General features: G+C 64.5%; 19 protein-coding genes. 12 read left to right on the forward strand and 7 right to left on the reverse strand.

The window, feature by feature from the left end; translation table 11 throughout:
• Positions 1 to 53 precede the first annotated feature (53 nt).
• From UP10_RS29655 to UP10_RS29680, 6 genes are all read left to right on the forward strand, one after another.
• Positions 54 to 1,613 (forward strand): serine hydrolase domain-containing protein, encoded by a 1,560-nt coding sequence (locus tag UP10_RS29655; protein WP_044590733.1) that lies wholly within the window; start codon positions 54 to 56, stop codon positions 1,611 to 1,613.
• A 93-nt stretch (positions 1,614 to 1,706) separates the two neighbouring features.
• Complete coding sequence (locus UP10_RS29660; protein WP_044590734.1) at positions 1,707 to 2,213, forward strand: hypothetical protein; 507 nt, start codon at positions 1,707 to 1,709, stop codon at positions 2,211 to 2,213.
• 186 nt (positions 2,214 to 2,399) lie between these two features.
• A complete protein-coding gene (modA, locus tag UP10_RS29665) occupies positions 2,400 to 3,185 on the forward strand; it encodes a molybdate ABC transporter substrate-binding protein (protein ID WP_044590735.1) in 786 nt (261 codons plus the stop codon).
• 5 nt (positions 3,186 to 3,190) lie between these two features.
• Positions 3,191 to 3,886, forward strand: coding sequence for a molybdate ABC transporter permease subunit (modB, locus tag UP10_RS29670; RefSeq protein WP_044590736.1), 696 nt, complete (start codon positions 3,191 to 3,193; stop codon positions 3,884 to 3,886).
• A gap of 2 nt (positions 3,887 to 3,888) precedes the next feature.
• Positions 3,889 to 4,560: a molybdenum ABC transporter ATP-binding protein gene (modC, locus tag UP10_RS29675; RefSeq protein WP_044590878.1), complete on the forward strand. Its 672-nt coding sequence runs from the start codon at positions 3,889 to 3,891 to the stop codon at positions 4,558 to 4,560.
• Between the two features lie 136 nt (positions 4,561 to 4,696).
• Positions 4,697 to 5,782 carry a hypothetical protein gene (locus UP10_RS29680; protein WP_156180332.1) on the forward strand — a complete coding sequence of 362 codons (1,086 nt, stop codon included), beginning with the start codon at positions 4,697 to 4,699 and terminating at the stop codon, positions 5,780 to 5,782.
• Between the two features lie 16 nt (positions 5,783 to 5,798).
• Here the strand turns inward: UP10_RS29680 and UP10_RS29685 are convergent, their stop codons facing one another.
• Positions 5,799 to 7,592, reverse strand: coding sequence for a potassium/proton antiporter (locus UP10_RS29685; protein ID WP_044590738.1), 1,794 nt, complete (start codon positions 7,590 to 7,592; stop codon positions 5,799 to 5,801).
• A 234-nt stretch (positions 7,593 to 7,826) separates the two neighbouring features.
• Here UP10_RS29685 and UP10_RS29690 point away from each other — a divergent pair, with 234 nt between their 5' ends.
• Positions 7,827 to 9,143 carry a mechanosensitive ion channel family protein gene (locus UP10_RS29690; RefSeq protein WP_044590739.1) on the forward strand — a complete coding sequence of 439 codons (1,317 nt, stop codon included), beginning with the start codon at positions 7,827 to 7,829 and terminating at the stop codon, positions 9,141 to 9,143.
• A 110-nt stretch (positions 9,144 to 9,253) separates the two neighbouring features.
• The gene (map, locus tag UP10_RS29695) at positions 9,254 to 10,081 is read left to right on the forward strand and encodes a type I methionyl aminopeptidase (RefSeq protein WP_044590740.1); all 828 of its coding nucleotides are present in this window, start codon (positions 9,254 to 9,256) and stop codon (positions 10,079 to 10,081) included.
• Positions 10,082 to 10,129: 48 nt separating this feature from the next.
• Here map and UP10_RS29700 read toward each other — a convergent pair whose 3' ends face one another.
• From UP10_RS29700 to UP10_RS29715, 4 genes are all read right to left on the reverse strand, one after another.
• Positions 10,130 to 11,329 carry an MFS transporter gene (locus UP10_RS29700; RefSeq protein ID WP_044590741.1) on the reverse strand — a complete coding sequence of 400 codons (1,200 nt, stop codon included), beginning with the start codon at positions 11,327 to 11,329 and terminating at the stop codon, positions 10,130 to 10,132.
• A gap of 47 nt (positions 11,330 to 11,376) precedes the next feature.
• Complete coding sequence (locus UP10_RS29705; RefSeq protein ID WP_349643986.1) at positions 11,377 to 11,988, reverse strand: TetR/AcrR family transcriptional regulator; 612 nt, start codon at positions 11,986 to 11,988, stop codon at positions 11,377 to 11,379.
• 66 nt (positions 11,989 to 12,054) lie between these two features.
• On the reverse strand, positions 12,055 to 12,774 hold the full coding sequence (locus tag UP10_RS29710; protein ID WP_044590743.1) for a DNA-3-methyladenine glycosylase I: 720 nt from the start codon (positions 12,772 to 12,774) through the stop codon (positions 12,055 to 12,057).
• A gap of 29 nt (positions 12,775 to 12,803) precedes the next feature.
• Positions 12,804 to 13,280: an Lrp/AsnC family transcriptional regulator gene (locus UP10_RS29715; RefSeq protein WP_044590744.1), complete on the reverse strand. Its 477-nt coding sequence runs from the start codon at positions 13,278 to 13,280 to the stop codon at positions 12,804 to 12,806.
• Between the two features lie 339 nt (positions 13,281 to 13,619).
• Here UP10_RS29715 and UP10_RS29720 point away from each other — a divergent pair, with 339 nt between their 5' ends.
• From UP10_RS29720 to UP10_RS29735, 4 genes are all read left to right on the forward strand, one after another.
• A complete protein-coding gene (locus UP10_RS29720; RefSeq protein WP_245321938.1) occupies positions 13,620 to 14,246 on the forward strand; it encodes an EamA family transporter in 627 nt (208 codons plus the stop codon).
• Between the two features lie 147 nt (positions 14,247 to 14,393).
• Positions 14,394 to 15,107, forward strand: a complete 714-nt coding sequence (gene radC / locus UP10_RS29725; RefSeq protein WP_044590879.1) for a RadC family protein — start codon at positions 14,394 to 14,396, stop codon at positions 15,105 to 15,107.
• 912 nt (positions 15,108 to 16,019) lie between these two features.
• Positions 16,020 to 18,134 (forward strand): glycogen debranching protein GlgX, encoded by a 2,115-nt coding sequence (gene glgX, locus UP10_RS29730; protein ID WP_044590746.1) that lies wholly within the window; start codon positions 16,020 to 16,022, stop codon positions 18,132 to 18,134.
• A 230-nt stretch (positions 18,135 to 18,364) separates the two neighbouring features.
• Complete coding sequence (locus UP10_RS29735; protein WP_044590880.1) at positions 18,365 to 20,233, forward strand: sigma-54-dependent Fis family transcriptional regulator; 1,869 nt, start codon at positions 18,365 to 18,367, stop codon at positions 20,231 to 20,233.
• 181 nt (positions 20,234 to 20,414) lie between these two features.
• On the opposite strand, the gene UP10_RS29740 is transcribed toward UP10_RS29735, so the two are convergent.
• Both UP10_RS29740 and UP10_RS29745 read right to left on the reverse strand, forming a co-directional pair.
• A complete protein-coding gene (locus tag UP10_RS29740) occupies positions 20,415 to 20,969 on the reverse strand; it encodes a flavin reductase family protein (RefSeq protein WP_044590747.1) in 555 nt (184 codons plus the stop codon).
• Positions 20,970 to 21,050: 81 nt separating this feature from the next.
• The gene (locus tag UP10_RS29745) at positions 21,051 to 22,151 is read right to left on the reverse strand and encodes an LLM class flavin-dependent oxidoreductase (RefSeq protein ID WP_044590748.1); all 1,101 of its coding nucleotides are present in this window, start codon (positions 22,149 to 22,151) and stop codon (positions 21,051 to 21,053) included.
• Positions 22,152 to 22,247 lie beyond the last annotated feature (96 nt).

Here is a 22,247-nt window from a genome sequence, read left to right on the forward strand (position 1 = left end):
GTTAGTACTGCTCTTCCAACGCAACGGTTACGAACATCGACCGGAGAGCCGACATGCTTCTCAGAATTGCGATGACGGCGGCGCTGATCGCGACGCTGCAATGCCTTGCGGGGTTGAGCACGCCCGCGAACGCAGCCGACGACCAAGAGTCTCCCAATATTCCCTGGCCGACCAAAGCGTGGCCGGTTTCGACGCCCGAGGAGCAAGGCATGGACTCGGCGAGCCTCGCCCGGCTCGTGGAGAACGTCGGCGGATACAAGCACGACAGCCTGATGCTCATCCGGCACGGGCGCATCGTCACGGAAGCCTATTACGCGCCCTATATCGCCGGCATCCGCCATGACCTGAGATCGGTGACCAAAAGCGTCGTCTCAACGCTGGTCGGAATCGAAGTCGAGCACGGTGAGCTCGACAACGCCAATCCTGGTATTCTGGATCTCTTCTCCGACAAGCCGCACGCGAACGACGACGACAACAAGCGGGCCATGACGGTCCAGCACCTTCTCGACATGACGTCGGGAATCAAGTGGCAGGAGAAGGCCTATACGTCGGACGAGACCATCATGCAGATGTATCGCAGCCCGAACCCGACCGCGTTCGTGCTCGACCAGCCGATGTCGAATGCGCCGGGAAGCCAATTCTACTACAACAGCGGAAATCCCTATGTGCTCTCCGCCTTGATCACCCGGAAGACCGGGCAGAGTGCGTTTGACTTCGCCAAGAAGGAACTGTTCTCGCCGCTCGGCATCACCAGCGCAGCGTGGGGCCGCATCGATGCCCAGGGCGTCAGCGACGGCGAATCCGGACTCTACCTGGCGCCGCACGACATGGCGCGGATCGGCTATCTCTACCTCCACAACGGAATGTGGGACGGCAAGCAATTGATCCCGCCATCATGGGTCGAAAGGGCGAAGGCCGGCCCGGTTCAGGCGACGTACGGATTTCACTACGGAAACCTGTGGTGGTCGCTCCCGGAAAAAGGGGCGTACATGGCGCGCGGCCGCCATTCGCAACTGATCCTGGTGCTGCCGAAGCTCGACATCATTGCGGTGACAACCGGCATATTGCGGGACGACGAATATTACTCGGTGCCCCGCCTGATCGACGACATCTCGAGCGCGGTCAAATCCGACACCGCAATACCCGCAGACCCGATCGCGACATCCCTGCTGGCCGCATCGATCCATCAGGCGGCGACGGAACGGCCTTCGGCGCTGGGCGGTACGCCGGAATTGGCAAAGATGGTCTCGGGACGGACCTATCAGCTCGACATAAACGTGCTGCACATCAAGACCTTCACCTTGAACTTTCTGGAGTCGGATTCCTCCTGGGTCATCACCACCGAGAGCGGAAGAGCGGATCGCCCCGAGGATCGCTTCACCGGACTGATGGGGCTCGACGGCACGTTCCGGAAGAGCCCACCGGCAATGTACGGCATCAACGCCGCCAGAGGCCGCTGGATCAACGAACATACATTCGCGCTCGAGCGCCGGATTCTGGGACATGGTGAAGTCCAGACCTGGACCCTGACATTCGACGGCAACAAGGTGGCTGTCATGTTCGAGAACACCGACGGTGCCAAGATCGCACTGCACGGGGACGCTTCGGAGTGAAGCCCGGGCTCTCCGCAGCTTGATTTTCATTTGTCCCCGAGATGCGCTAAACTTCTTCACGTACGACGTGATCAAAATTGCAGTGGACTGGACATGCGCAAATCGCTCTTCGCCGTATTGCTGTTGCTCGTCTCAGCCCCCGCTTTCGCAGCGGAGGAGCCGAGCGGCTGCGACAAGTTCAAATGGCCGATCGACCGCGAGCGCGCTGCGCTCACCGCACCCGATCGCGTCAAGCTTGCGTCCGGGAGCGAGCAGGCGGCGTTGCCGTCGACCGGCATCACACTGGCGTTGGTCGCACCTGGTGATGCCAAACTCCCCACGCCACCGGAACGCGCGCCGAAGGACGGCACCTTTGCCGGCTTCACCAGCATCAAGACGGCACCGAAGGCCGGGCTCTACACCATCAGCCTGTCGGCCGGTGCCTGGGTTGACGTGGTGCAGGACGGCCATTTCCTCAAGCCGAAGGCATTCAGCGGCGCGACCGATTGCGACGGGATCCGCAAGACCATCAAGGTCGAGCTCGCCGCGAGCCCCCTCGTCCTGCAGGTCAGCGGCGCCAGGGAGAACGCGATCTCGATCTCGATCCTGCCCTCCGAGTAGGGGTTAGACAAAGGGTCGCCTTTACCCTAAGCCGCAGCCTGCTATGGTTGCAGTGCGATATCCTTTCGGACCGTAAGTCCTTGCGGGATCAGCGGAACAGCGCTTCCGCCCGTCGCGACCCAGACCTCAAGCCAACGCCTGATTGCGCGTGCCCGTTCGCGCGCGAGCCCGCACGGAGCGCCTTCCATGTCACGTATTGCCGGACTTCTCACTGCCTTCCTCATCCTGCTCGGCGCGATGCATTCGCCCGCCAGCGCCGACGACAAGACACTCACCGTCTTCGCCGCGGCCTCGATGAAGAATGCGCTCGACGACATTGATGCCGCGTACACCGCCAAGACCGGCGTCAAGATCAACGCCAGCTATGCCGCGAGCTCGGCATTGGCAAAGCAGATCGAGCAGGGCGCGCCGGCCGACGCGTTCGTCTCCGCCGATACCGACTGGATGGACTACGCGATCAAGCAGAAGACCATCAACGAGCCGACCCGGGTCAATTTGCTCGGCAACTCCATCGTGCTAATTGCGCCGAAGGATTCCAAGATCGACAACGTCGATATCGGCCCGGGCTTCGACCTCGCCAAGCTCGCCGGCGACGGCAAGATCGCGACCGGCGACGTCAAGGCGGTGCCGGTCGGCAAATACGCCAAGGCGGCGCTGGAGAAGCTCGGCGCGTGGCAGGCGGCTGAGCCGAAATTCGCGATGGCCGAAAGCGTGCGCGCGGCGTTGACGCTGGTGGCGCGCGGCGAAGCCGTGCTCGGCATCGTCTATTCGACCGACGCCAAGGTCGAGCCCGGCGTCAAGATCGTCGGCACCTTCCCGGCCGACACCCATCCCGCCATCATCTATCCGGTCGCGGCGACCACGACCGCGAAGCCGGAGACCGCTGACTATCTCGCTTTCCTGCGCTCCTCGGCGGCGAAGGCGATCCTCGAGAAATACGGCTTCAAGTTCCTGATCAGCCCGACGACGTAACCGACGTGTTCGAGATCTCGCCGACCGAATGGACGGCGATCCTGCTTTCATTGCGGGTCGCCGTCATCGCAACGCTGGTGGCGACCCCGTTCGGGATCGCGCTCGCGTGGCTGCTGGCGCGGCGCGATTTCTGGGGCAAATCGATCCTCGACGCCGCCGTGCATCTCCCGCTGGTGCTGCCGCCCGTCGTCACCGGCTATCTGTTGCTGCTGACATTCGGCAAGCGCGGCATGGTCGGCGCGTGGCTTGCCGAACATCTCGGCATCGTCTTCGCTTTCCGCTGGACCGGCGCAGCGCTGGCCTGCGGCGTGATGTCGTTTCCGCTGCTGGTGCGGCCGATCCGGCTCTCGATCGAGGCGGTCGACCGGCGGCTCGAGCAGGCGGCCGAAACGCTCGGCGCAGCGCCATGGCGGGTGTTCGCGACGGTGACGCTGCCGCTCGCTTTGCCGGGGGTGCTGGCCGGCATGGTGCTCGGCTTCGCCAAGGCGATCGGCGAGTTCGGTGCGACCATCACCTTCGTCTCCAACATCCCCGGCGAAACCCAGACCATTTCGTCGGCGATCTATTCGCTGATCCAGACGCCGGACGGCGACGCCGCCGCAGGACGGCTCGTGATCATTTCGGTCGCGATCGCGATGGGTGCGCTGATTGCCGCGGAATGGTTCGCACGCCGCGCCACCGCACGCTTGCACGGACAATGACGATGCTGCGCGTCGACATCACCAAGCAGCTTGGAGAATTCACGCTCGCGGCCTCGTTCACCGGCGAGGGCCGCGTCATCGGCCTGTTCGGAGCCTCCGGCTCCGGCAAGACCTCGCTGATCAATACCATTGCGGGGCTGTTGCGCCCCGACCGCGGCACCATCGTGATCGACGGCGAAACCGTCGACGATACCGCCGCCGCTATCCACGTCCCGGCCTATCGCCGCCGCATCGGCTACGTGTTCCAGGATGCGCGGCTGTTTCCGCATCTCGATATCAGGCAAAATCTCGACTATGGCCGCCGCATGAACCGCCTCGCCGACGACCCGGTGCAGCACAAGCGCGTGGTCGAGTTGCTCGACATCGGCGCACTGCTTGACCGGCGCCCCGGGAAGCTTTCGGGCGGCGAGCGCCAGCGCGTCGCGCTGGGCCGGGCGCTGCTGTCCAAGCCGCGGCTGTTGCTGCTGGACGAGCCGCTGGGCGCGCTCGACGCGGGCCGCAAGCTGGAGATCCTGCCCTATCTGGCGCGGCTGCGCGACGAGGCCGGTATTCCCATGGTCTATGTCAGCCACGACGCGGCCGAGCTTCGCCAGCTCGCCACCCAGATCGTGATGCTGCGCCGCGGCCAGGTCACCGCCTTCGGCGGTGTCAAGGTGCTGACGGGCCCCCAGTAGCATTCTGTTTCCACGAAAGTCGGCATAAGATAGCCAAGCTTATCCGTTAGGCCCACGTTGGAACGTCGGGTCGGACACATGGAGAAGATACGTTTTGCGATTTGCTGGCTGGATATCGTTGCTGATCGGAATGCTCATGTGCGCCACGGTCGCATGGGCTGCGCTTGGATTCCTGCTGATGGGCGTCGGGCTGATCTCGCTCCAGGTCGCCGAGCGGAGCCGGCGCCGGACCGATGTCGCAGCAGCGGTTCCGGCGGGCCTCAACCTTGCCCTGACGGGACCCGAGCTGCAGCCGCCGAAATTCGAGCCTGTCGTCTCGCGTGACGGCCCCCCCCCGCCACGTCAGCCCCGCCGCGTCGCATGGCCCTCCAAGAGCAACGGTGCGCCCTACGACAAGGAGGCCTGGCGCCAGCTGGTCGAGCGCGATCCCGATATCGCGCAGCTGACCAATGTCCTTGCCGATTACGGCCCGCAATATGTCGACGAGCTGGCGATCAGCTATCTCGCCGCGCCCGACAAGAGCCGGCTCGGCGCGATCGTTGACGGGATCATCGCACGCGCCCGCGGCAGCCGGCCGTCCCCGCCCGCGGCTCCGCCACCGGGACTGCGGCCGCCACCCGTACCGGCCGACCCGGCCGCAGACCTCGAAGCGTCCCTGATCGCGGCTTTCGAAGAGGCATCCGCCAAATCCCCCGCCGAGCGGCCAGATCCGCCACCACCAGCCAGGGCGGCAGAGGTCCGGCCATCGCCGGTGACGCGGCGGGAGCCGGCTTTCCGCAGCGCGCCCAACGATCCGAAGCTTGGCCAATCGCCGCCGCCAGTGCCGGTGCCGCTGCCGGCAAGCGCACCTGCCGACCTCGAAGCGTCACTGATCGCCGCCGTCGCGGAGGCCTCCGCCAGGCGGGTCGATCCGCCGAAGCCTGCTCCAATGCCGGAGCCCCCGCCTCTGCCGACGAAGCGCGAGCCGGATATCCGCACTGCGCCGAAGGAGCAGAAGCCCGTTCCGCCGCCGGTCCCGCCGGCAAGCACGCCAGCCGACGATCTGGATGAATCATTGCTCGCGGCGCTTGCCGAGATCTCCGGCGAGAAGGCCTCCAGCCCCGCCGATCCGGTCACACCCGCCTCTGCCGCCAAGGATCCGCCGAGCGCGCCGGTCGACGATGACCTGTCGGAGATGATCAAGAAATTCGCGCCGGATTCGAGCTTCCTGCGCAAGCAGTGAGCCGCGGCCTGAAGGTTCAGACGCCCGCCACCGATGCCCAGATATCGGCGAGCTTGCGCCGGACCGCCTGCATGCGCGTCTGCGGCACGTCCTCCTCCTCTTCCTCCGGCAGGCGGAGGCCGACCACATTGACGCGACCGCCGCCGATGTTGCGCGCCACCAGCACGATCGAATCAAGCGCGAGCTCGGCGCCTTGCTTCGGCGCGCGGTCGAGGTTGACGTCGAAATAGTCCGCGAGCGTCAGCTTGGCCTGCTGTTCGTCGACCTTGACGCCATAGATCTCGGCAAGCTCGCCCAGCGTGTGCTCGCCCGACACCATGAAGTCGCCAAGCAGATGCGGATCGGGCGTGCTCGATGGCGCCATGTCGACAAAGAAGCGGTCGAGCGCGTCGGCACGCTCCGGCGGCGCCAGCAGATAGATATAGTCGCCGGGTGCGACCGGGTCGGCCTCGACGGGGGTCAGGATCTGCTGATTGCGGATCACCAAGGTCGGCTTCGACCAGGACGGGATCAGCCCGCGCCGGAAATACAGGCTCTTCGGCCGCACCGGATAGCCGACCAGCTGCTGCTCGAGCTGGCCCGGCAGGTCCAGTTCGACACGGCGCGGGCCGCGTTCGGCGCGCGGCAGCGCAACATGCAGCCGCCGCGCCGCCGGCGCCAGCGTCCAGCCCTGCAACAACAGCGAGATGATGACGACGACGAAAGCGACGTCGAAATACAGATAGGCCTTCGACAGCCCCACCAGCATCGGGATCGAAGCCAGGAAGATCGCGACCGCACCGCGCAGCCCGGTCCAGGCGATGAAGACCTTCTCCCGCCAGTTGAACTTGAACGGCGCCAGACAAATCAGCACCGCCAGCGGCCGCGCCACCAGCATCAGCGCAAATGCCACCGCCACCGCGCCGCCCGCGCTCGAGAGCAGGCGATGTGGCGACACGAGGAGGCCGAGCAGCACGAACATCACGATCTGCGCCAGCCAGGTCGCGGCGTCGAGGAACGTCACCACGGAATTATGCGCGCGGGTCGGCCGGTTGGCGATGATGATGCCAGCCAGGTAGACGGCGAGAAAGCCCGAGGCATGCACCATCTGCGAGCCGCCGAAGATCACCAGCGCGGCGGTCGTGACGAACGGCGCGTGCAGGCCCTGCGGCAGTGCCACACGGTTCAGCGCCACCACCACCAGCCGCCCGCCGATCACACCGATGATGGCGCCGAGCACCGCTTCCTGGATGAACTCCATCGCAATGTGCAACGCCGAGCTTTGGCCGACCGAGATGAACTCGACCAGCATCAGGGTGAGGAAGACCGCAAACGGATCGTTGGTGCCGGATTCCGCCTCCAGCGTCGCGCCGACGCGCGGGCGCAGCCGCAGGCCCTGCGTGTGCACCAGCAGGAACACCGCCGCCGCGTCGGTCGAGGCGACGACGGCGCCGACCAGGAACGACTCGGTCCAGTTGAGATCGAGCACATAACGGGCGACCGGCGCCGTGATCAGCGCGGTCAAGAGCACGCCGACGGTTGCCAGCATCATCGAGGGCGCCAGCACGGTGCGAATGCTGGTAAATCGCGTCTTCAATCCGCCGTCGAACAGGATCAGCGCCAGCGCCACCGAGCCGACCAGATAGGTGGTGCGGACGTCGTCGAACTGCAGCCGGCCCGGCCCGGAATCGCCGGCCAGCATGCCGACCAGCAAGAACACCAGCAGCAGGGGGGCGCCGAACCGCAATGCCAGCAGGCTCGACAGGATGCCGGCCATCACCAGAGCCGCGCCGAGCAGGATCGCTATGCTGACCGAGTCGAGGGAAGCCATGGACCTTTAGAGCTTGCGCCTTCAGATGTGTGAAATACTTGCAATTGCATCCTTATCGTCGCCACACTTGGACGCCAACCCATTTTATGACATCAGCGGCAATGTGCCCGCATTTACAGCCCGACGTCGCCTCGGCACCGTGTTGTATCGATGGTCGCACAGGCGCCTTTGTGGGATTCTACCGGGCATTCGAATCACATTCGCCTGACCCGCGCGCAGATTGAGATTAAGCCGATGGACATGGGCCTGAACGACCTCCTGGAATCGATCAAAATGGCGGCGAGCTCAGTCGGCGCCGAGATCACCTCGCCATGGTTCTACCTGCAATTCGGCATCATCCTCGCGGCCGCGGGGTTTGCGTACGCGGCCGACACCGCGATCCACGCGCGGGTCGAGATGTCGTCGCTGGCGATCCGCTGGCCGCTGCCGCTGCGGCACTTCGCGCGCGTGATGGTGAAGAGTGCCTCGACCGCCGTGTTCGCGGTCCTGATGGTCGTCTCGCGCATCGTCATGTGGCACATGACCTGGCCGAGCCGCAGCTATCTGATTGCGGTCTCCGCGAAACTGGCGCTGGCCTGGCTGGTGATCCGCCTCGTGACGTCGGTGATCGACAACGCCTTTATCGTCAAGCTGGTATCGATCGCGGCGTGGCTGGTCGCGGCGCTGAGCATCATCGGCCAGATCGACTGGGCCGCCGACACGCTGGATTCGGTCGGGATCTTGGTCGGGGGCCTGCGGTTGACGCCGCTGTTGCTGATCAAGGCCTGCGCGCTGCTGATCGTGGCGCTGTGGCTGACCAATATCGCCAGCAATTTCGCCGAGAGCCGCATCAACCGCGCCACCGACCTGACGCCGTCGATCCAGGTGCTGCTGGTCAAGATCATCCGGATCGGCTTGATGGTGGTGGCGATCGCGATCGCGCTCGACGCGGTCGGCATCAACCTCTCTGCGCTGGCGGTGTTCACAGGTGCGGCCGGCGTCGGCATCGGTCTCGGTCTGCAGAAGATCGTCGCCAATTTCATCAGCGGGCTGATTCTCCTGGTCGACAAATCGGTGAAGCCCGGCGATCTCGTCACCATCGGCGAGAGCCAGGGCAAGATCAGCGCGATGAAGACCCGCTACATCTCGGTCGCCGCCGGCGACGGCCGCGAATTCCTGATCCCGAACGAGGACCTGGTGACGCAGAAGGTCACCAACTGGACCTATACCGACAAGAACACGCTGGTGAAGATCGCCTTCGCCGCCAATTACGACGCCGATCCCCGGCTGGTCTGCAAGCTCGCGACCGACACCGCCGCCGCCCATGAGCGCGCGACAAAGGGCAAGCCGCCATCCTGCGTCCTGACCGAATTCGCCGAGTTCGGCATGAAATTCTCGCTGACCTTCTGGATCGCCGACCCCGACGGCATGGACAGGGTGAAAAGCGACGTGATGCTGGCGCTGTGGGACGGCTTCAAGGGCAACGGCATCAAGGTGCCCTATCCGGTGCGGGAACTCCGGGTCCGCGGCGGCGCGCTGCCGGTGGAGAGTGTGGTGGAGGTTTCCAGCTAACATCAACCGTTCGGGCATTGTCCCCATGCCCAACCTTGGCTTGCACCTGCCGCCCCGATCATTAAATTAGACCCTCAAATCAGCCCTTTTGCCCCTGAAGCGATCCGCCCATGAGCTATATCGAGACCACCGACACCACCTCCCTCCGCAAGACCGGCCAGATCAAGCTGCACGGCGAGAACGGCTTCGCCGGCATGCGCAAGGCGGGCGCGCTGGTCTCAAAATGCCTCGACGCGCTCACCGACATTGTCAAGCCGGGCGTCGCGACCTCTGTCATCGACGAGTTCGTCCGCGACTTCGCTTTCAGCCACGGCGCCTATCCGGCGACGCTGATGTATCGCGGCTATCGCTACTCGACCTGCACCTCGATCAATCACGTGGTCTGCCACGGCATGCCCGGCGACCGCCCGCTGAAGGAAGGCGACATCGTCAATGTCGACGTCACCTTCATCGTCGACGGCTGGTACGGCGATTCCAGCCGGATGTATGCGATCGGCCCGATCGCACGCAAGGCCGAGCGGCTGATCGAAGTGACCTATGAGGCGATGATGCGCGGCATCGCCGCGGTGAAGCCCGGCGCCACCACGGGCGATATCGGCCACGCCATCCAAAGCTATGTCGAACCGCAAGGCATGAGCGTGGTGCGCGATTTCTGCGGCCACGGCCTCGGCCGCCTGTTCCACGACGAGCCGAACATCATCCATATCGGCCGGCCCGGCGAAGGCGTGCCGCTGCGGCCCGGCATGTTCTTCACCATCGAGCCGATGATCAATCTCGGCAAGCCGCATGTGAAGATCCTGTCCGACGGCTGGACCGCGGTGACCCGCGACCGCTCGCTGTCGGCGCAGTTCGAACACTCCGTCGGCGTCACCGCCAACGGCGTCGAGATCTTCACGCTGTCCGAGCGCCACGGCGAGAAGCCGTGGGTGCAAGTGTAACGGGTCCAAGTGTAACGGGTCGCAGTCTGAGACTGCGCCGGTCCGCATCTACTTTTTCTCCGTCGCGAGATAGATGAGCGCGAAGAGCGGCAGCACGCCGCCGATGGCGGCCGCGAGCAGCCAGCCGCCTGATACGTAGGCCCAGCCGCCGACCGCCGAACCGAGCGCGCCGGCCAGGAAGAACGTCGCCATGTAAAGCCCGTTGAGCCGGCTTCGCGAGTCCGCGCCAAGCAGGAACAGCGTGCGGAAGCCGAGCACGACGTTGGCCTGCACGCCGAAATCGATCGCGATTGCGGCTACGACGAACAGCACCAGTGAAAGCATCGAGCCCGGCGCGACGACAAGTGTGAGCGCAAATCCGGCGCTGGTCAGCACCATCGATGCGGCGGTCGCGGGGCGCGTCCAGCCCCGATCCGCGAGGCGCCCCGCGATCGGTGCAGAGATGGCACCTGCAACACCCATCAGCGCGAACACCGCGATTCCGGACTGCGACAGCCGGAAGGCGGGCCCCGCAAGCACGAGCGGCACGGTGGTCCAGAACAGGCTGAAGCCCGCGAACAGACTGGCCTGATAGAGCGCGCGCCGCCACAGGATTGGCGTGGTGCGGGCAAGACGCACCATGGAGCGCATCAGCTCGCCATAGCCAAGACGTCCCTGCGGAATGCGTGGCGGCAACGTCCAGCGCAGCAGGATGGCCAGTGCCGCCATGATCGCGGACGACATCCAGTAGACCGCATGCCAGGACGACACCGACGCGACGAAGCTCGACACCGGGCGGGCCAGCATGATCCCGAGCAGCAAGCCGCTCGCGACATTGCCGACGACCTGGCCCCTGATACGCTCGGGTGCCAGATGACCCGCATAGGGAAGCAGGATCTGCACGGCGACCGATCCGACGCCGACCGACAGCGCGGCGGCGAGGAACGGCAGCGGATGCGTCGATAGCGCCGCCGCGACCAGCGCGACTGCGGCGAGCACGATCACGGACGTGATCAACCGGCGGTTCTCGATGAGATCGCCGAGCGGAACGATCAGCAGCAGCCCGACGCCGTAACCGATCTGGGTCATAGTCACGATCAGGCCGGCGGATTGCGGCCGCAGGCCGAGCTCGGCGGCGATCGGCCCTGCCAGCGGCTGGGCATAGTAGATGTTGGCTGCAATCAAACCGCAGGACAGCGCCAGCAGGAAGGTGAGCCAGGTGGACACCGAGTCCGGCTCCGGCCGGGTGTCGGATGTGATCGTCGTCATGGAGTCTCCATATTTTGGGAACGATTGTTTCCTAAATAACCAAAAGATCATGCGAGCAGTTTCATCGCGATATCGACTGCGGCTGACGTGTCAGACGGGGCGCGCCCGGATTTTCCGACCACCCGCAGGCCTTGCGTGAGGCAGACCATGATGCGCGCGGTGTCCTCAGGGTTGATCTTCCCCGAAATCGAACCGTCGACCTGTCCCTGCCGAATCAAATCCACCAGAAACGCCTCATTCCGCGAGAGGCTGGCGCCGACGCGCGCCGCGACCTCCCGATCGACGATCGCAAGCTCCACCGCGCTACCGACGAACATGCAGCCGCGCCGACCTTCGACGCCCTTCGATGAATCGATATAGAAGCCGAGCACCGCACGCAGCCGATCGCGCGCCGACCCTGTGCGGGCAACCGATGCAAGCTGCTCGTTGCGCAGAAGCTTGTAGCGATCGAGCGCCGCCAGGAATACCGCCCGCTTGTCCCTGAAGGCCTTGTAGATGCTGCCTGACGCCAGCCCCATCGCCGCAGTCAGGTCGCCGATCGAGGTGGCATTGTAGCCCTGCTCGCAAAACACCCTGATGGCCTTGTCGAGCGCCTCGTCAACATCGAACTCGCGCGGCCGCCCCCGCGGGCGTCCGGCCTCTTGTGTCGACTTTGCCATCGCTTTCATTTTGCCATTTAGGAAACAATCGATCCCGAAATCAAGTCACGAATTTGTGCAGCGCAATCAGTGGTCGCTCCGCGTCCGCGCGACGATCTCCTCCGCGGTGCGGTTCTCTCCGATCGACATCGCGCAGATGTGCGAGATGTGCCCGTAGGGCAAACCGGTCTCCTCGGCCCAGGCATTGAACTGCGCCTGAACCTTGGCGAGATCGCGCTTCGATTTGACCTCCTCGGCGATATCGAGGCCGGCATCGCGCAGGCAGGCGACGACATCGCGCGAGGTGACGAAGCCGTCCCAGCCGAGGAAGCGCAGCAGCATCTGCCCGGTCTGCCCGCCGAGCCGGCTGCCGCGCCTGGCCAGCAAGTCCAGCAGCCCTATCTCATCCGACGACGGCCAGGCCGCGAGGAATTTGCCGAAGCCGCCGTGCTCGCGCGCGATCTCTTGCACGAAACGGCCGTTGTCGCGCACCGACATGATCTTGGCGCCGTTGCGCACGATCCTGGCGTCGCTGGTCAGCCTCTCCCAATATTCGTCGGGCTGGAATGCGAGCTCGGCCGGCGCAAAGCCGAGGAACGCCGCCTCGAAGCCCTCCCATTTCGCCTCGATTACGCTCCACGCGAAGCCCGCGCTGAACACGCGCCTGGTCATCTCGGCCAGCACGCGGTCGTCGCCGAGTTTTGCCAGTGCCTTGGCGCTCGCGACCGGCCGCAACACCTTCTCCAGCGCCTTCGCCCCGCCCTTGCGCTTCTCGGCGCGGGCCCTGATTACTTTGAACGAGGTCACGCGGGCACCTTTCGCCGCCGGTGAAGTGATCACGATCCGTCATCCGAAAGCGGTAGCGCTCTTGGCGGAACCGGCGAAGACTGAATGATCGAGGTGGTGGTCTGCCCGTAGAACAGGAAGGTGTCCAACACGCTATCGAGCACATCGATGCTTTCCAAATGAAGGCGCATGACAAAGCAATCCTCGCCCGTAACCCGATGGCACTCGACCACACGAGGCGTGCTCCGCGCCAGTTCGATGATCTTTTGAATCTGACCCGGCATGGGCCTGATCCGAACTTGCACGCCGACTGGATAGCCGAGAAGCGCCGGATCGAGATCGAGCCTGATCCCGCGAATTAGCCCGACATCCTCGAGACGTTGCACACGCTCGCGGACGGCGGGGCCTGACATCCCCACCGCTCGCGCGAGCTCCGCGTTCGGCATACGCGGCCTGGCGGCCAGCGCTTTCAGAATCTGCACATTGGTCGGGTCTGAAAGCAGAGGCGACCGCTGAAGGTTGGACACATAAATCTCCTCACATCTGAAGGAACAGACATGCTCTGCCCTTCAAAGTGCTATGGACCACCTGACGATTACTATCGATAAGAATCCATGGACAGCGGCGCCGTCACACCAAACTCGACTTCCAAGCCGACCTTGGCCGATCGGGTGCCACCGCACGCCTATTTCCTCGTCAGCGCCGTCTTCCACTATTTGGGCCCGGCCTTTGCGGTCATGCTGTTCGCAAAAATCGAGCCGCTCGGCGTCGCGTGGCTCCGTATCGCGAGCGCCGCAATCGTATTCGCGATCTGGCGACGGCCATGGCGCTATTTTCGAACGCTGACCGTGTCGGAGCGATGGACGGTGGTCGGTCTCGGCGTGGTGCTGGCCGCCATGAACTCGCTGTTCTATCTCGCCATCCATCAACTCCCCCTCGGCACGGTGGGCGCGATCGAATTCCTGGGGCCGATTGGTCTTGCCGCCGTCGGCGTCCGGTCGATCCGAAATTTCGCCGCCCTCGCCGTCGCCATCTGCGGCGTCGCCGTATTGACCGACGTGCGCTTTGAAGGCGCCCCCCTTGGCTACGTCTTCGCCTTCGCCAATTGCGCGCTCTTCGCCCTTTACATCGTCCTTGGCCACCGCATCTCCGGCCGTGGTGGCATCGACCGGCTCGGCCTTTCCATGCTGATCGCCATGGTCGCCGCCTTGCCCGTCGGGATCAGAGAAGCCGCGCCGGCCTTCCTCGACATTCGCCTGCTCGCGGCCGGCATCGGCGTCGGGGTTTCCTCGTCGGTCATTCCCTATGTCGCTGACCAACTTGCAATGGCGCGACTTCCGCGCGCCACCTTCGCCATCCTGCTTTCCATCTTGCCCGCGACCGCCACCGCCATCGGCTTCCTCGTTCTGCGGCAGATCCCGACGATCGCCGAACTCTTCGGCATTGGTCTCGTGATTGTCGGCGTTGCGCTTCATCGCGCCAAGGAGAGCTGAGACAGGAACGCGGTGCGTTATGGAGGTGGACGGGGACCGTTCCGGCGTGTGGTGGAATGACCGAAGCGGGGCCCGGTAAACCGGTCCGGCTCGTCGCTGTAGCATCGGCGCTTGCAAAACCCGGCGGGCACGGCATGGTTGTGGCCGATGCCTGCCAAGCCCGGTCACAGCGAGGACGAGTCCGACGAGACGCCGCATTACCACGGCCATCGCGAGCGGCTGCGCGAGCGCTTCTACGCTGCCGGTCCCGAGGCGCTGAGCGACTATGAGCTGCTCGAGATGGCGCTGTTCGCCGCGATCCCGCGCCGCGACACCAAGCCGCTGGCAAAGGCACTGCTGAAGAAGTTCGGTTCGTTCGCCGAGGTCGTGCATGCGCCGGTGGCGCGGCTGCGCGAAGTCGACGGCATCAAGGATGCCTCGATCAACCAGCTCAAGCTGCTGGCCGCAGCCGCCGGACGGATCGCCAAGGGCGAGATCAAGCGCAGCATCGCGCTGTCGTCGTGGAACGAGGTGATCGACTATTGTCGCTCCAGCATGGCCTTCGCCGACAAGGAGCAGTTTCGCCTGCTCTTCCTCGACAAGCGCAACCAATTGATCGCCGACGAGGTGCAGCAGACCGGCACCGTCGATCACACCCCGGTTTACCCGCGCGAGGTGATCAAGCGCGCGCTGGAACTGTCTGCGACCGCGCTGATCCTGGTGCACAATCACCCGAGCGGCGACCCGACGCCGTCGCAGGCCGACATCCAGATGACGAAGGCCATCGTCGAGATCGCCAAGCCGCTCGGAATCGCCGTGCACGATCACATCATCGTCGGCAAGAACGGGCATGCGAGTCTGAAGGGGATGCGGCTGATGTGAGACTCCGCTGTCGTCCCTGCGAAAGCAGGGACCCATGACCACAGGATTGTGTCGTTGAAGTAAGCTGTGGCCCCAGCGTCGCGCAACAATTGCCATTGGTGGTTATGGGTCCCGGGTCAAGCCTGGGACGACACCGAGTATGTGGCACCGCTTGTGAATCATACATCCCCGTTCTCGCGGCGCGTTTCGCCCGAGCTTTGCATTTCGTTTGCCCTCTCTGGAAATAGGGCGCAGGGAAAGCCGGGTGCACGCTGCACCCGCGATCTCGTGTGCAAAGTAAGAGAAAGAAAGCGCACACGAGCATACAGGTTCAGCGGAGGCACTCCGGCTTTCCCTGCGCGATGGGTTACGACTTATACGTGCTCTCCCCGGCGAGACTAGGCTTTGTTGTCACCGTCCTCACAAAGACGCCTTTCGCGCACTTCACGAGGAGACACCAACCACTGGGGCGTCCGAACCACACGACTTCACCGTCCGCTTCATGCGCTCTCGTCAGTTGCGCAATCAGCGTCCACCGCATCCCACCGCGCGTTCGTGACGATCGCGAGCGTCCCTCAATCGGGTGAGAGGGATTCTATACACCATTTTGCCTTGCCGATAAACCGAAATATTTTTGCTGTGAGGGCTTGCGCCGTCGGGCAACTCAGATGTAAGGGCGCCCGCCCTCCCCCTCGTCATTCCGGGGCTCGCCGTAGGCGAGAGCCCGGAATCCATCGGACCGCATCACTCGTCGTGAAATGGATTCCGGGCTCGCGCCAAGCGGCGCGCCCCGGAATGACGGCGGAGAGGCAACACTGGCACGAGGCCTGGAGCGTCATACGGGCCATCGGCAAATGCCCTTAGAATAGCCAATGCAACGTTTGCCGCGCTGCGGCGTTTGTTGCAGGTTGATTTGTGGCTTTGGGGGTTGTGATGTCCGATTTCGTGATTGAAGAGGGCCTGCCCTATCCGCTGGGTGCCCATTGGAGCGGCAACGGCACCAATTTCGCGGTGTTTTCCGCCAACGCCACCAAGGTCGAGGTTTGCCTGTTCGACGGTGAGCGCGCGACGCATCGCTTCGAGCTGCCGGAATATACCGACCAGGTGTTTCACGGCTTCATCAACGGCGTCCAGCCGGGCACGTTCTACGGCTATCGCGTTTACGGCCCCTACCAGCCGGAGGGCGGCCATCGCTTCAATCCGAACAAGCTGCTGCTCGATCCCTATGCCCGTGCCCATGCCGGAGCGCTGACCTGGAATCCGGCGGTGTTCGGCTACAAGATGGAGACCGGCGACGATCTGACCTTCGACGAGCGCGACAGCGCGCCCTTCATGCCGAAATGCGTGGTGGTCGATCCCGGTTTCGACTGGGCGGAGGAGGCGCAACGTCAGAACGTCCATTGGGACGAGACCGTGGTCTACGAAACCCACGTCAAGGGCTTTACCAAACAACACCCCGGCATCGCAGAGAATTTGCGCGGCACCTATGCCGGCTTCGGGTCGAACGTTGCGATCGACTATCTGAAGGCGCTCGGCATCACCTCGGTCGAGCTGCTGCCGGTGCATTCCTTCATCAACGACAGCAATCTGCTCGACAAACACCTCGTCAATTACTGGGGCTACAACACGATCGGCTTCTTCGCGCCGGACCCGCGCTACGCCGCCGACGTCGCCAACAGCCTGCGCGAATTCAAGGAGATGGTGTCGCGGCTGCATGGCGCCGGCCTCGAGGTGATCCTCGACGTGGTCTACAACCACACCGCCGAAGGCAATGAGCGCGGCCCGACGCTGTCGTTCAAGGGCATCGACAATGCCAGCTACTACCGGCTCTTGCCCGACAAAAGGCGCTACTACATCAACGACACCGGCACCGGCAACACCGTCAATCTGTCGCAGCCGCGCGTCATCCAGATGGTGATGGACAGCCTGCGCTACTGGACCGGCCACATGCATGTCGACGGCTTCCGGTTCGACCTCGGCACCATCCTGGCGCGCGAGGTCTATGGCTTCGACGAGCAGTCGGGTTTCCTGAAGGCGATGAACCAGGACCCGCTACTGGCAACGGTCAAGCTGATCGCCGAGCCCTGGGATTGCGGCCCCGGCGGCTACCAGGTCGGCGGCTTTCCGCCGGGCTGGGCGGAATGGAACGACAAGTTTCGCGACACGATGCGCAATTTCTGGCGCGGCGAGGCACCGCCTTCGGCGATTGCGCCGCGGCTGTTGGGCTCGCACGATGTGTTCAACCGCGAGGGACGCCGCACCTGGGCCAGCGTCAACTTCATCACCGCGCATGATGGGTTCACGCTGAACGACTGGGCGAGCTACAACAACAAGCACAACGAGGCCAACGGCGAGAACAACAAGGACGGCTCGTCCGACAACCATTCCTGGAATTGCGGCGCCGAGGGCCCGACTGACAATCCCGACATCATCACGTTGCGCGAACGCCAGAAGCGCAACATGCTGGCGACATTGCTGGCCTCGCAGGGCACGCCGATGCTGCTCGGCGGCGACGAATTCGGCCGCACCCAGCTTGGCAACAACAACGCCTATTGCCAGGACAACACCATCTCCTGGTTCGACTGGGATCTTCGCGCAGACGCCGAGAAACAACTCGTCTTCACCAAGCGGATGATCAAGCTGCGGCGCGACTACCCGATCCTGCGCCGCAGCCGCTTCCTCAGCGGTAACAGCGACCCGCAGCTCGATATCCGCGACGTGGTCTGGATCAACTCCTCAGGCGTGGAGATGACGCAAGCCGACTGGACCACCGGCTGGATCAAATGTTTTGGCGTGCTGCTGGACGGCCGCGCACGCAAGACCGCCATCGCGCGCCAGGGCGAGGACGACACCGTGCTTGTTATCCTCAACAGCTACGAGGGCGAAGTCGATTTCAAGCTGCCGCAGACCACCGCCGGTCAGCATTGGTCGCTGTTGCTGGATACCAACGCGCCGGAGGAACCGGCAGGCGGGCATTTCGAGTTCGGGAGTGACTATAAGGTGACAGGGCGCTCGTTCCTGCTGTTCACGGCCGGAGAGGTGAAATAGCGCCGCTGCACACTGCCACTCTCGTCATTCGTGCGAAGCACGAGCCCGGAATCCATCGGACCGCAAACTCTGCGGATCAATGGATTCCGGGTTCTCGCTCCGCGAGCCCCAGAATGACGAGGGGAGCCGCTCCCCACCCAAAGGTCCCCCCTCCTGCGACCCCGCCGGCCAATTGACATTCGGCCGCACGGTGCCAGACTTCGGCGAAAATGCAGGGTGGAGACCTCTGGATGGCCAAACTCGCGGCCTCTCATCACGTCGCCCGTGTGTTGTCGGTGGCCAATCATCTGGCCGGCGTCGAGACGGAGTCGCGGATTGCCGCATCCTGGCGGCGCTGCCTGGTCAATCACAAGCTCGATCCGGCCCGGCGCGGCCCACCGCAAACGCTGACCGAGACCGAGGTCCGGCACATCGCCGAGCCGATGGAAGAGTTGATCCAGGCCGCCCTTCCCGAATTGGAAGACCTCGCGCGGGTGCTGCGCGACTCCGGCTATTGCGTCAATCTCGCCGACCCCAATGCCACCATGCTGCTGAGCCGCCTGCCCGAGGGCGACTATGCGCGGATGTTCCTGGAGTGGAAGATCTACACCGGCTCGAACTTCGCCGAGACCTTCGAGGGCACCAACGGGCTCGGGACTGCGTTGGCCGAACAACGTCCGATCATCGTGCATGGCGACGAGCATTTCCGCGAGCAGTGGAGCATGTTCACCTGCGCGGTGTCGCCGCTGTTCGATCACACCGGCCGTCTCGCCGGCGCCGTCAACATCACCTCGTGCCGCAGCGACCTCGGCCGTGGCGCGCATGAATTGGCGTTGGCCGTCACCACGGACGCGACGCGGCGGATCGAACGCGCGATGTTCCGCCGGCATTACCGCGCCGCCTGGGTCGCGACCCTGCCCGGGAGCGAGAGCAGCGGGCTGATCGCCTATGACGACGATCGCCGCGTTGTCGGCGCCTGCCGCACCGCGCGTGCGGTCTTCGGCTTGAGCGACGCGATGATCGCAGACGGCATCGACCTGTCGCATCTGATCCAGCTCGACGATCGCGCCGCGCGGGCGCCGGAGGGCAGCGTCGCGCTGCGCCGCGCCGACGGCACGCCGTGGGGCCAGGGCCGCGTCGCGCCGCCGCTGCGCGCAAGATCGCCGCGCTCGCTGCCGGCGCCGCCGCGCGAAAATCGCTCGGGACATTTTGCCGGCCTGCACAAGCTCGCAGGGCACGATCCGGTGCTGCTCAAGGGCGTCAAGCGGCTGATGACGGTCGGCAATCTCGATCTGCCGATCCTGCTGCGCGGCGAGACCGGCTCCGGCAAGGACGTGTTCGCCCGCGCCATCCACGCGGCGAGCAATCGCGCCCGCAATAATTATGTCGCGCTGAACTGCGCGGCGATGCCGGAGAGCCTGATCGATGCCGAGCTGTTCGGCTATGAGGCGGGCGCCTTCACCGGCGCGCGGCGCGAGGGATCGAAGGGGCTGATCGTGCAGGCGAGCTCCGGCACGCTTTTTCTGGACGAGATCGGCGACATGCCGCTGACGCTGCAGACACGGCTGTTGCGCGTCCTCGAGAACCGCGAAGTCTGGCCACTCGGCGCGCTGAAGCCAGTACCGGTGGATATCCGCCTGATCAGCGCCACCCACTGCGACCTCGCAGCGATGGCGGAAGACGGCAGCTTCCGCTCCGATCTCTATTACCGGCTGCGCGGCATGGAGGTCCGGCTGCCCGCGCTGCGCGAACGCGCGGACAAGCGCGAGGTGATCGCACAGATCGCCGACGAGGAAGCCCCACAACACCGCATCGCGCCCGATGCGTGGGCGCTGCTGATGGCCTATCCCTTCCCGGGCAACATGCGCCAGCTCCGCCACGTGCTGCGGCTCGCCGGCTGCACCGCGGAAGGCGGCGTCATCACCGAGGCCGATCTCGATTTGCCGCCGTTCGGCGGCCGCGCGGCCGAGGCAGATCAGGCAGCGAGCGAGCGCGCGGCGATCATCGAAGCATTGCGCGCGAGCGGTGGACGCGTGACCGAGGCGGCGAAGGCGCTCAAGCTTAGCCGCGCGACACTGTATCGCAAGATCAAAGCGTTGAAGATCGGCGCACCGTCCTAGAGATCGTCGAGGCACACTGGCTGCGCTCCCTCGCCCCGCTCTTGCGGGGAGAGGGTTGGGGTGAGGGGCTTTCTCCACAAGGACGGTGAGAGTTAGACTCGCGGAGAGTCCCTCCTCACCCGTATCGCATCTTCGATGCGATACGACCTCTCCCCGCGAGCGGGGCGAGGTAAGCAATCAATCAGGAAAACTCGTTCCAGCTCACGCGCCGCGCGTCGAGATCGCCGAGTACGACCGGATCATGGATATTGCGGACGCTCTGGAAGCCGCTGCGCAAATAGATCAGCGGGTCGACCGCGGTCTCGGCCCGGACGTGCTGGACTTCGCCGATGAACACGGAATGAGTCTTGGTCTCGAGCGCCTGCGCCAGCACGCAGTCGAATGCGGCCACCGCATCTTCCAGCACCGGGGAGCCGGTGACGCCGGTGGTCCAGCGGCCAAAGGCAAAACGGTCGTCGCCATTGACGCCCTTCTGGCCCGAGAAGGTCAGCGCCAGCATCGCGTGCTCCTCGCTCAGGAAGTTGATGACGAAATGGCGCTCCTCGAGGATCCGCGTATGAGCGCTGGCGTTGCGGTTGACGCAGACCAGGACCGAGGGCGGATTGTCCGACAGCGAGCAGGCCGAGGTCACGGTCAGGCCGGTGCGCTTCCCGGGTTCGGAGCCGACCGTCACCAGCGCCACGGCGCCGGCGCAGTGGCGCATCGCCTGCTTAAAACTCTGTGCGTCGACCGTCATGCCTTTAGCCCCGATAGCGAAAACTCCCCCTAAAATATGCGATGCAGGGTGCGAGGCAAGCCCCCGCACCCTGCGCAGCCGTCATGCCGCCTTGTCGAATTCGGCGCCGAGATGCTTCAGCCGCGGCATCACCTCGTTCTTGAGCAGTTCTAGCGAGTGCCGCCAGGCCTCCGGCTTGTGCTTGTAGTCGAAGCCGAACACCAAGAGCACGCCGAAGCCGCCGACCTCCTGGTAGATCTTCTCGATCTTCTCGGTGACGGTTTTGGGCGAGCCGACCACCCAATTCCGGCGCGCGCAATATTCGACGGTGACGTCGCTGTCGGGCACATCGGGATTGTGCTTCAGATAGTCCTTGAAGCCGAAATGGCCGAGCAGCGGCAGGAAATACTCGCCCATCATCCGGCCCATCATGTCGCCGGTGGAGAGCCTCCAGGCCTCCTCGTCGGTGTCGGCGACGAACACTTCGCGGACCAACCGCCAATCCTTGCGGTTCGGCTTGCGGCCGGTCTTGGCCGCACCGGCCTCGACCGAGTCCCAATGGCTGCCGACATAGGCCGGATTGAGGTTAAGGCTCATCGGAATGAACCCACGCTCTCCCGCGAGCTTCAGCGTGTCCGAATTCTTCGACAGGCCCGCGACGCCGATCGGTGGATGCGGCGCCTGCTTCGGCTTGATGTGCGGTTTCAGGAAGTCGAACATCGTGTCCGGCTTGGTCACCGTCCAGAACTTGCCCTTGTGGGTCCACGGGCCAGGGTCGCTCCACATCTTCAGGATGATCTCGAGCGCCTCGCGCGTCATGTCGCGATTCTGGCCCGACATGCCGTCGACATTGAACATTGCCCAGTCGCTCGGCAAGCCTGAGGCGGCGACGCCGAAGTTCAAACGACCGTCCGAGAGATGATCGAGCATCGCGACACGGTTGGCGAGCTCGGCCGGGTGATGATAGGGCAGCAGGAAGCCACCGGGCCCGATCCGGATATTTTTCGTGTGCAGCAGCGCCTGCGCGACCAACAGATCGGGCGCCGGATGCGGCTCCCAGGGCGCGGTGTGATGCTCGCCGATCCAGGCTTCCTTGTAGCCGAGCTCATCGAGCCAGCGCAGGGTCTGCAGGTCCCAGTCGTGGCCCTCCTTCAATCCGCACTCCGGCGGATGCGAGGGCATGGTGAAGTAGCCAAGCTCCATGGTGTGTTTCCTTCTTGCTTTGGGGTTTCGTTTCGCAATGCGTCTTGCCGCGCATTAACAGCAGCGGTGAGCAAGCGGCGTGCCAGCGAGGAAATC

It is taken from the genome of Bradyrhizobium sp. LTSPM299 (assembly GCF_000938235.1).
Lineage (GTDB): Bacteria > Pseudomonadota > Alphaproteobacteria > Rhizobiales > Xanthobacteraceae > Bradyrhizobium.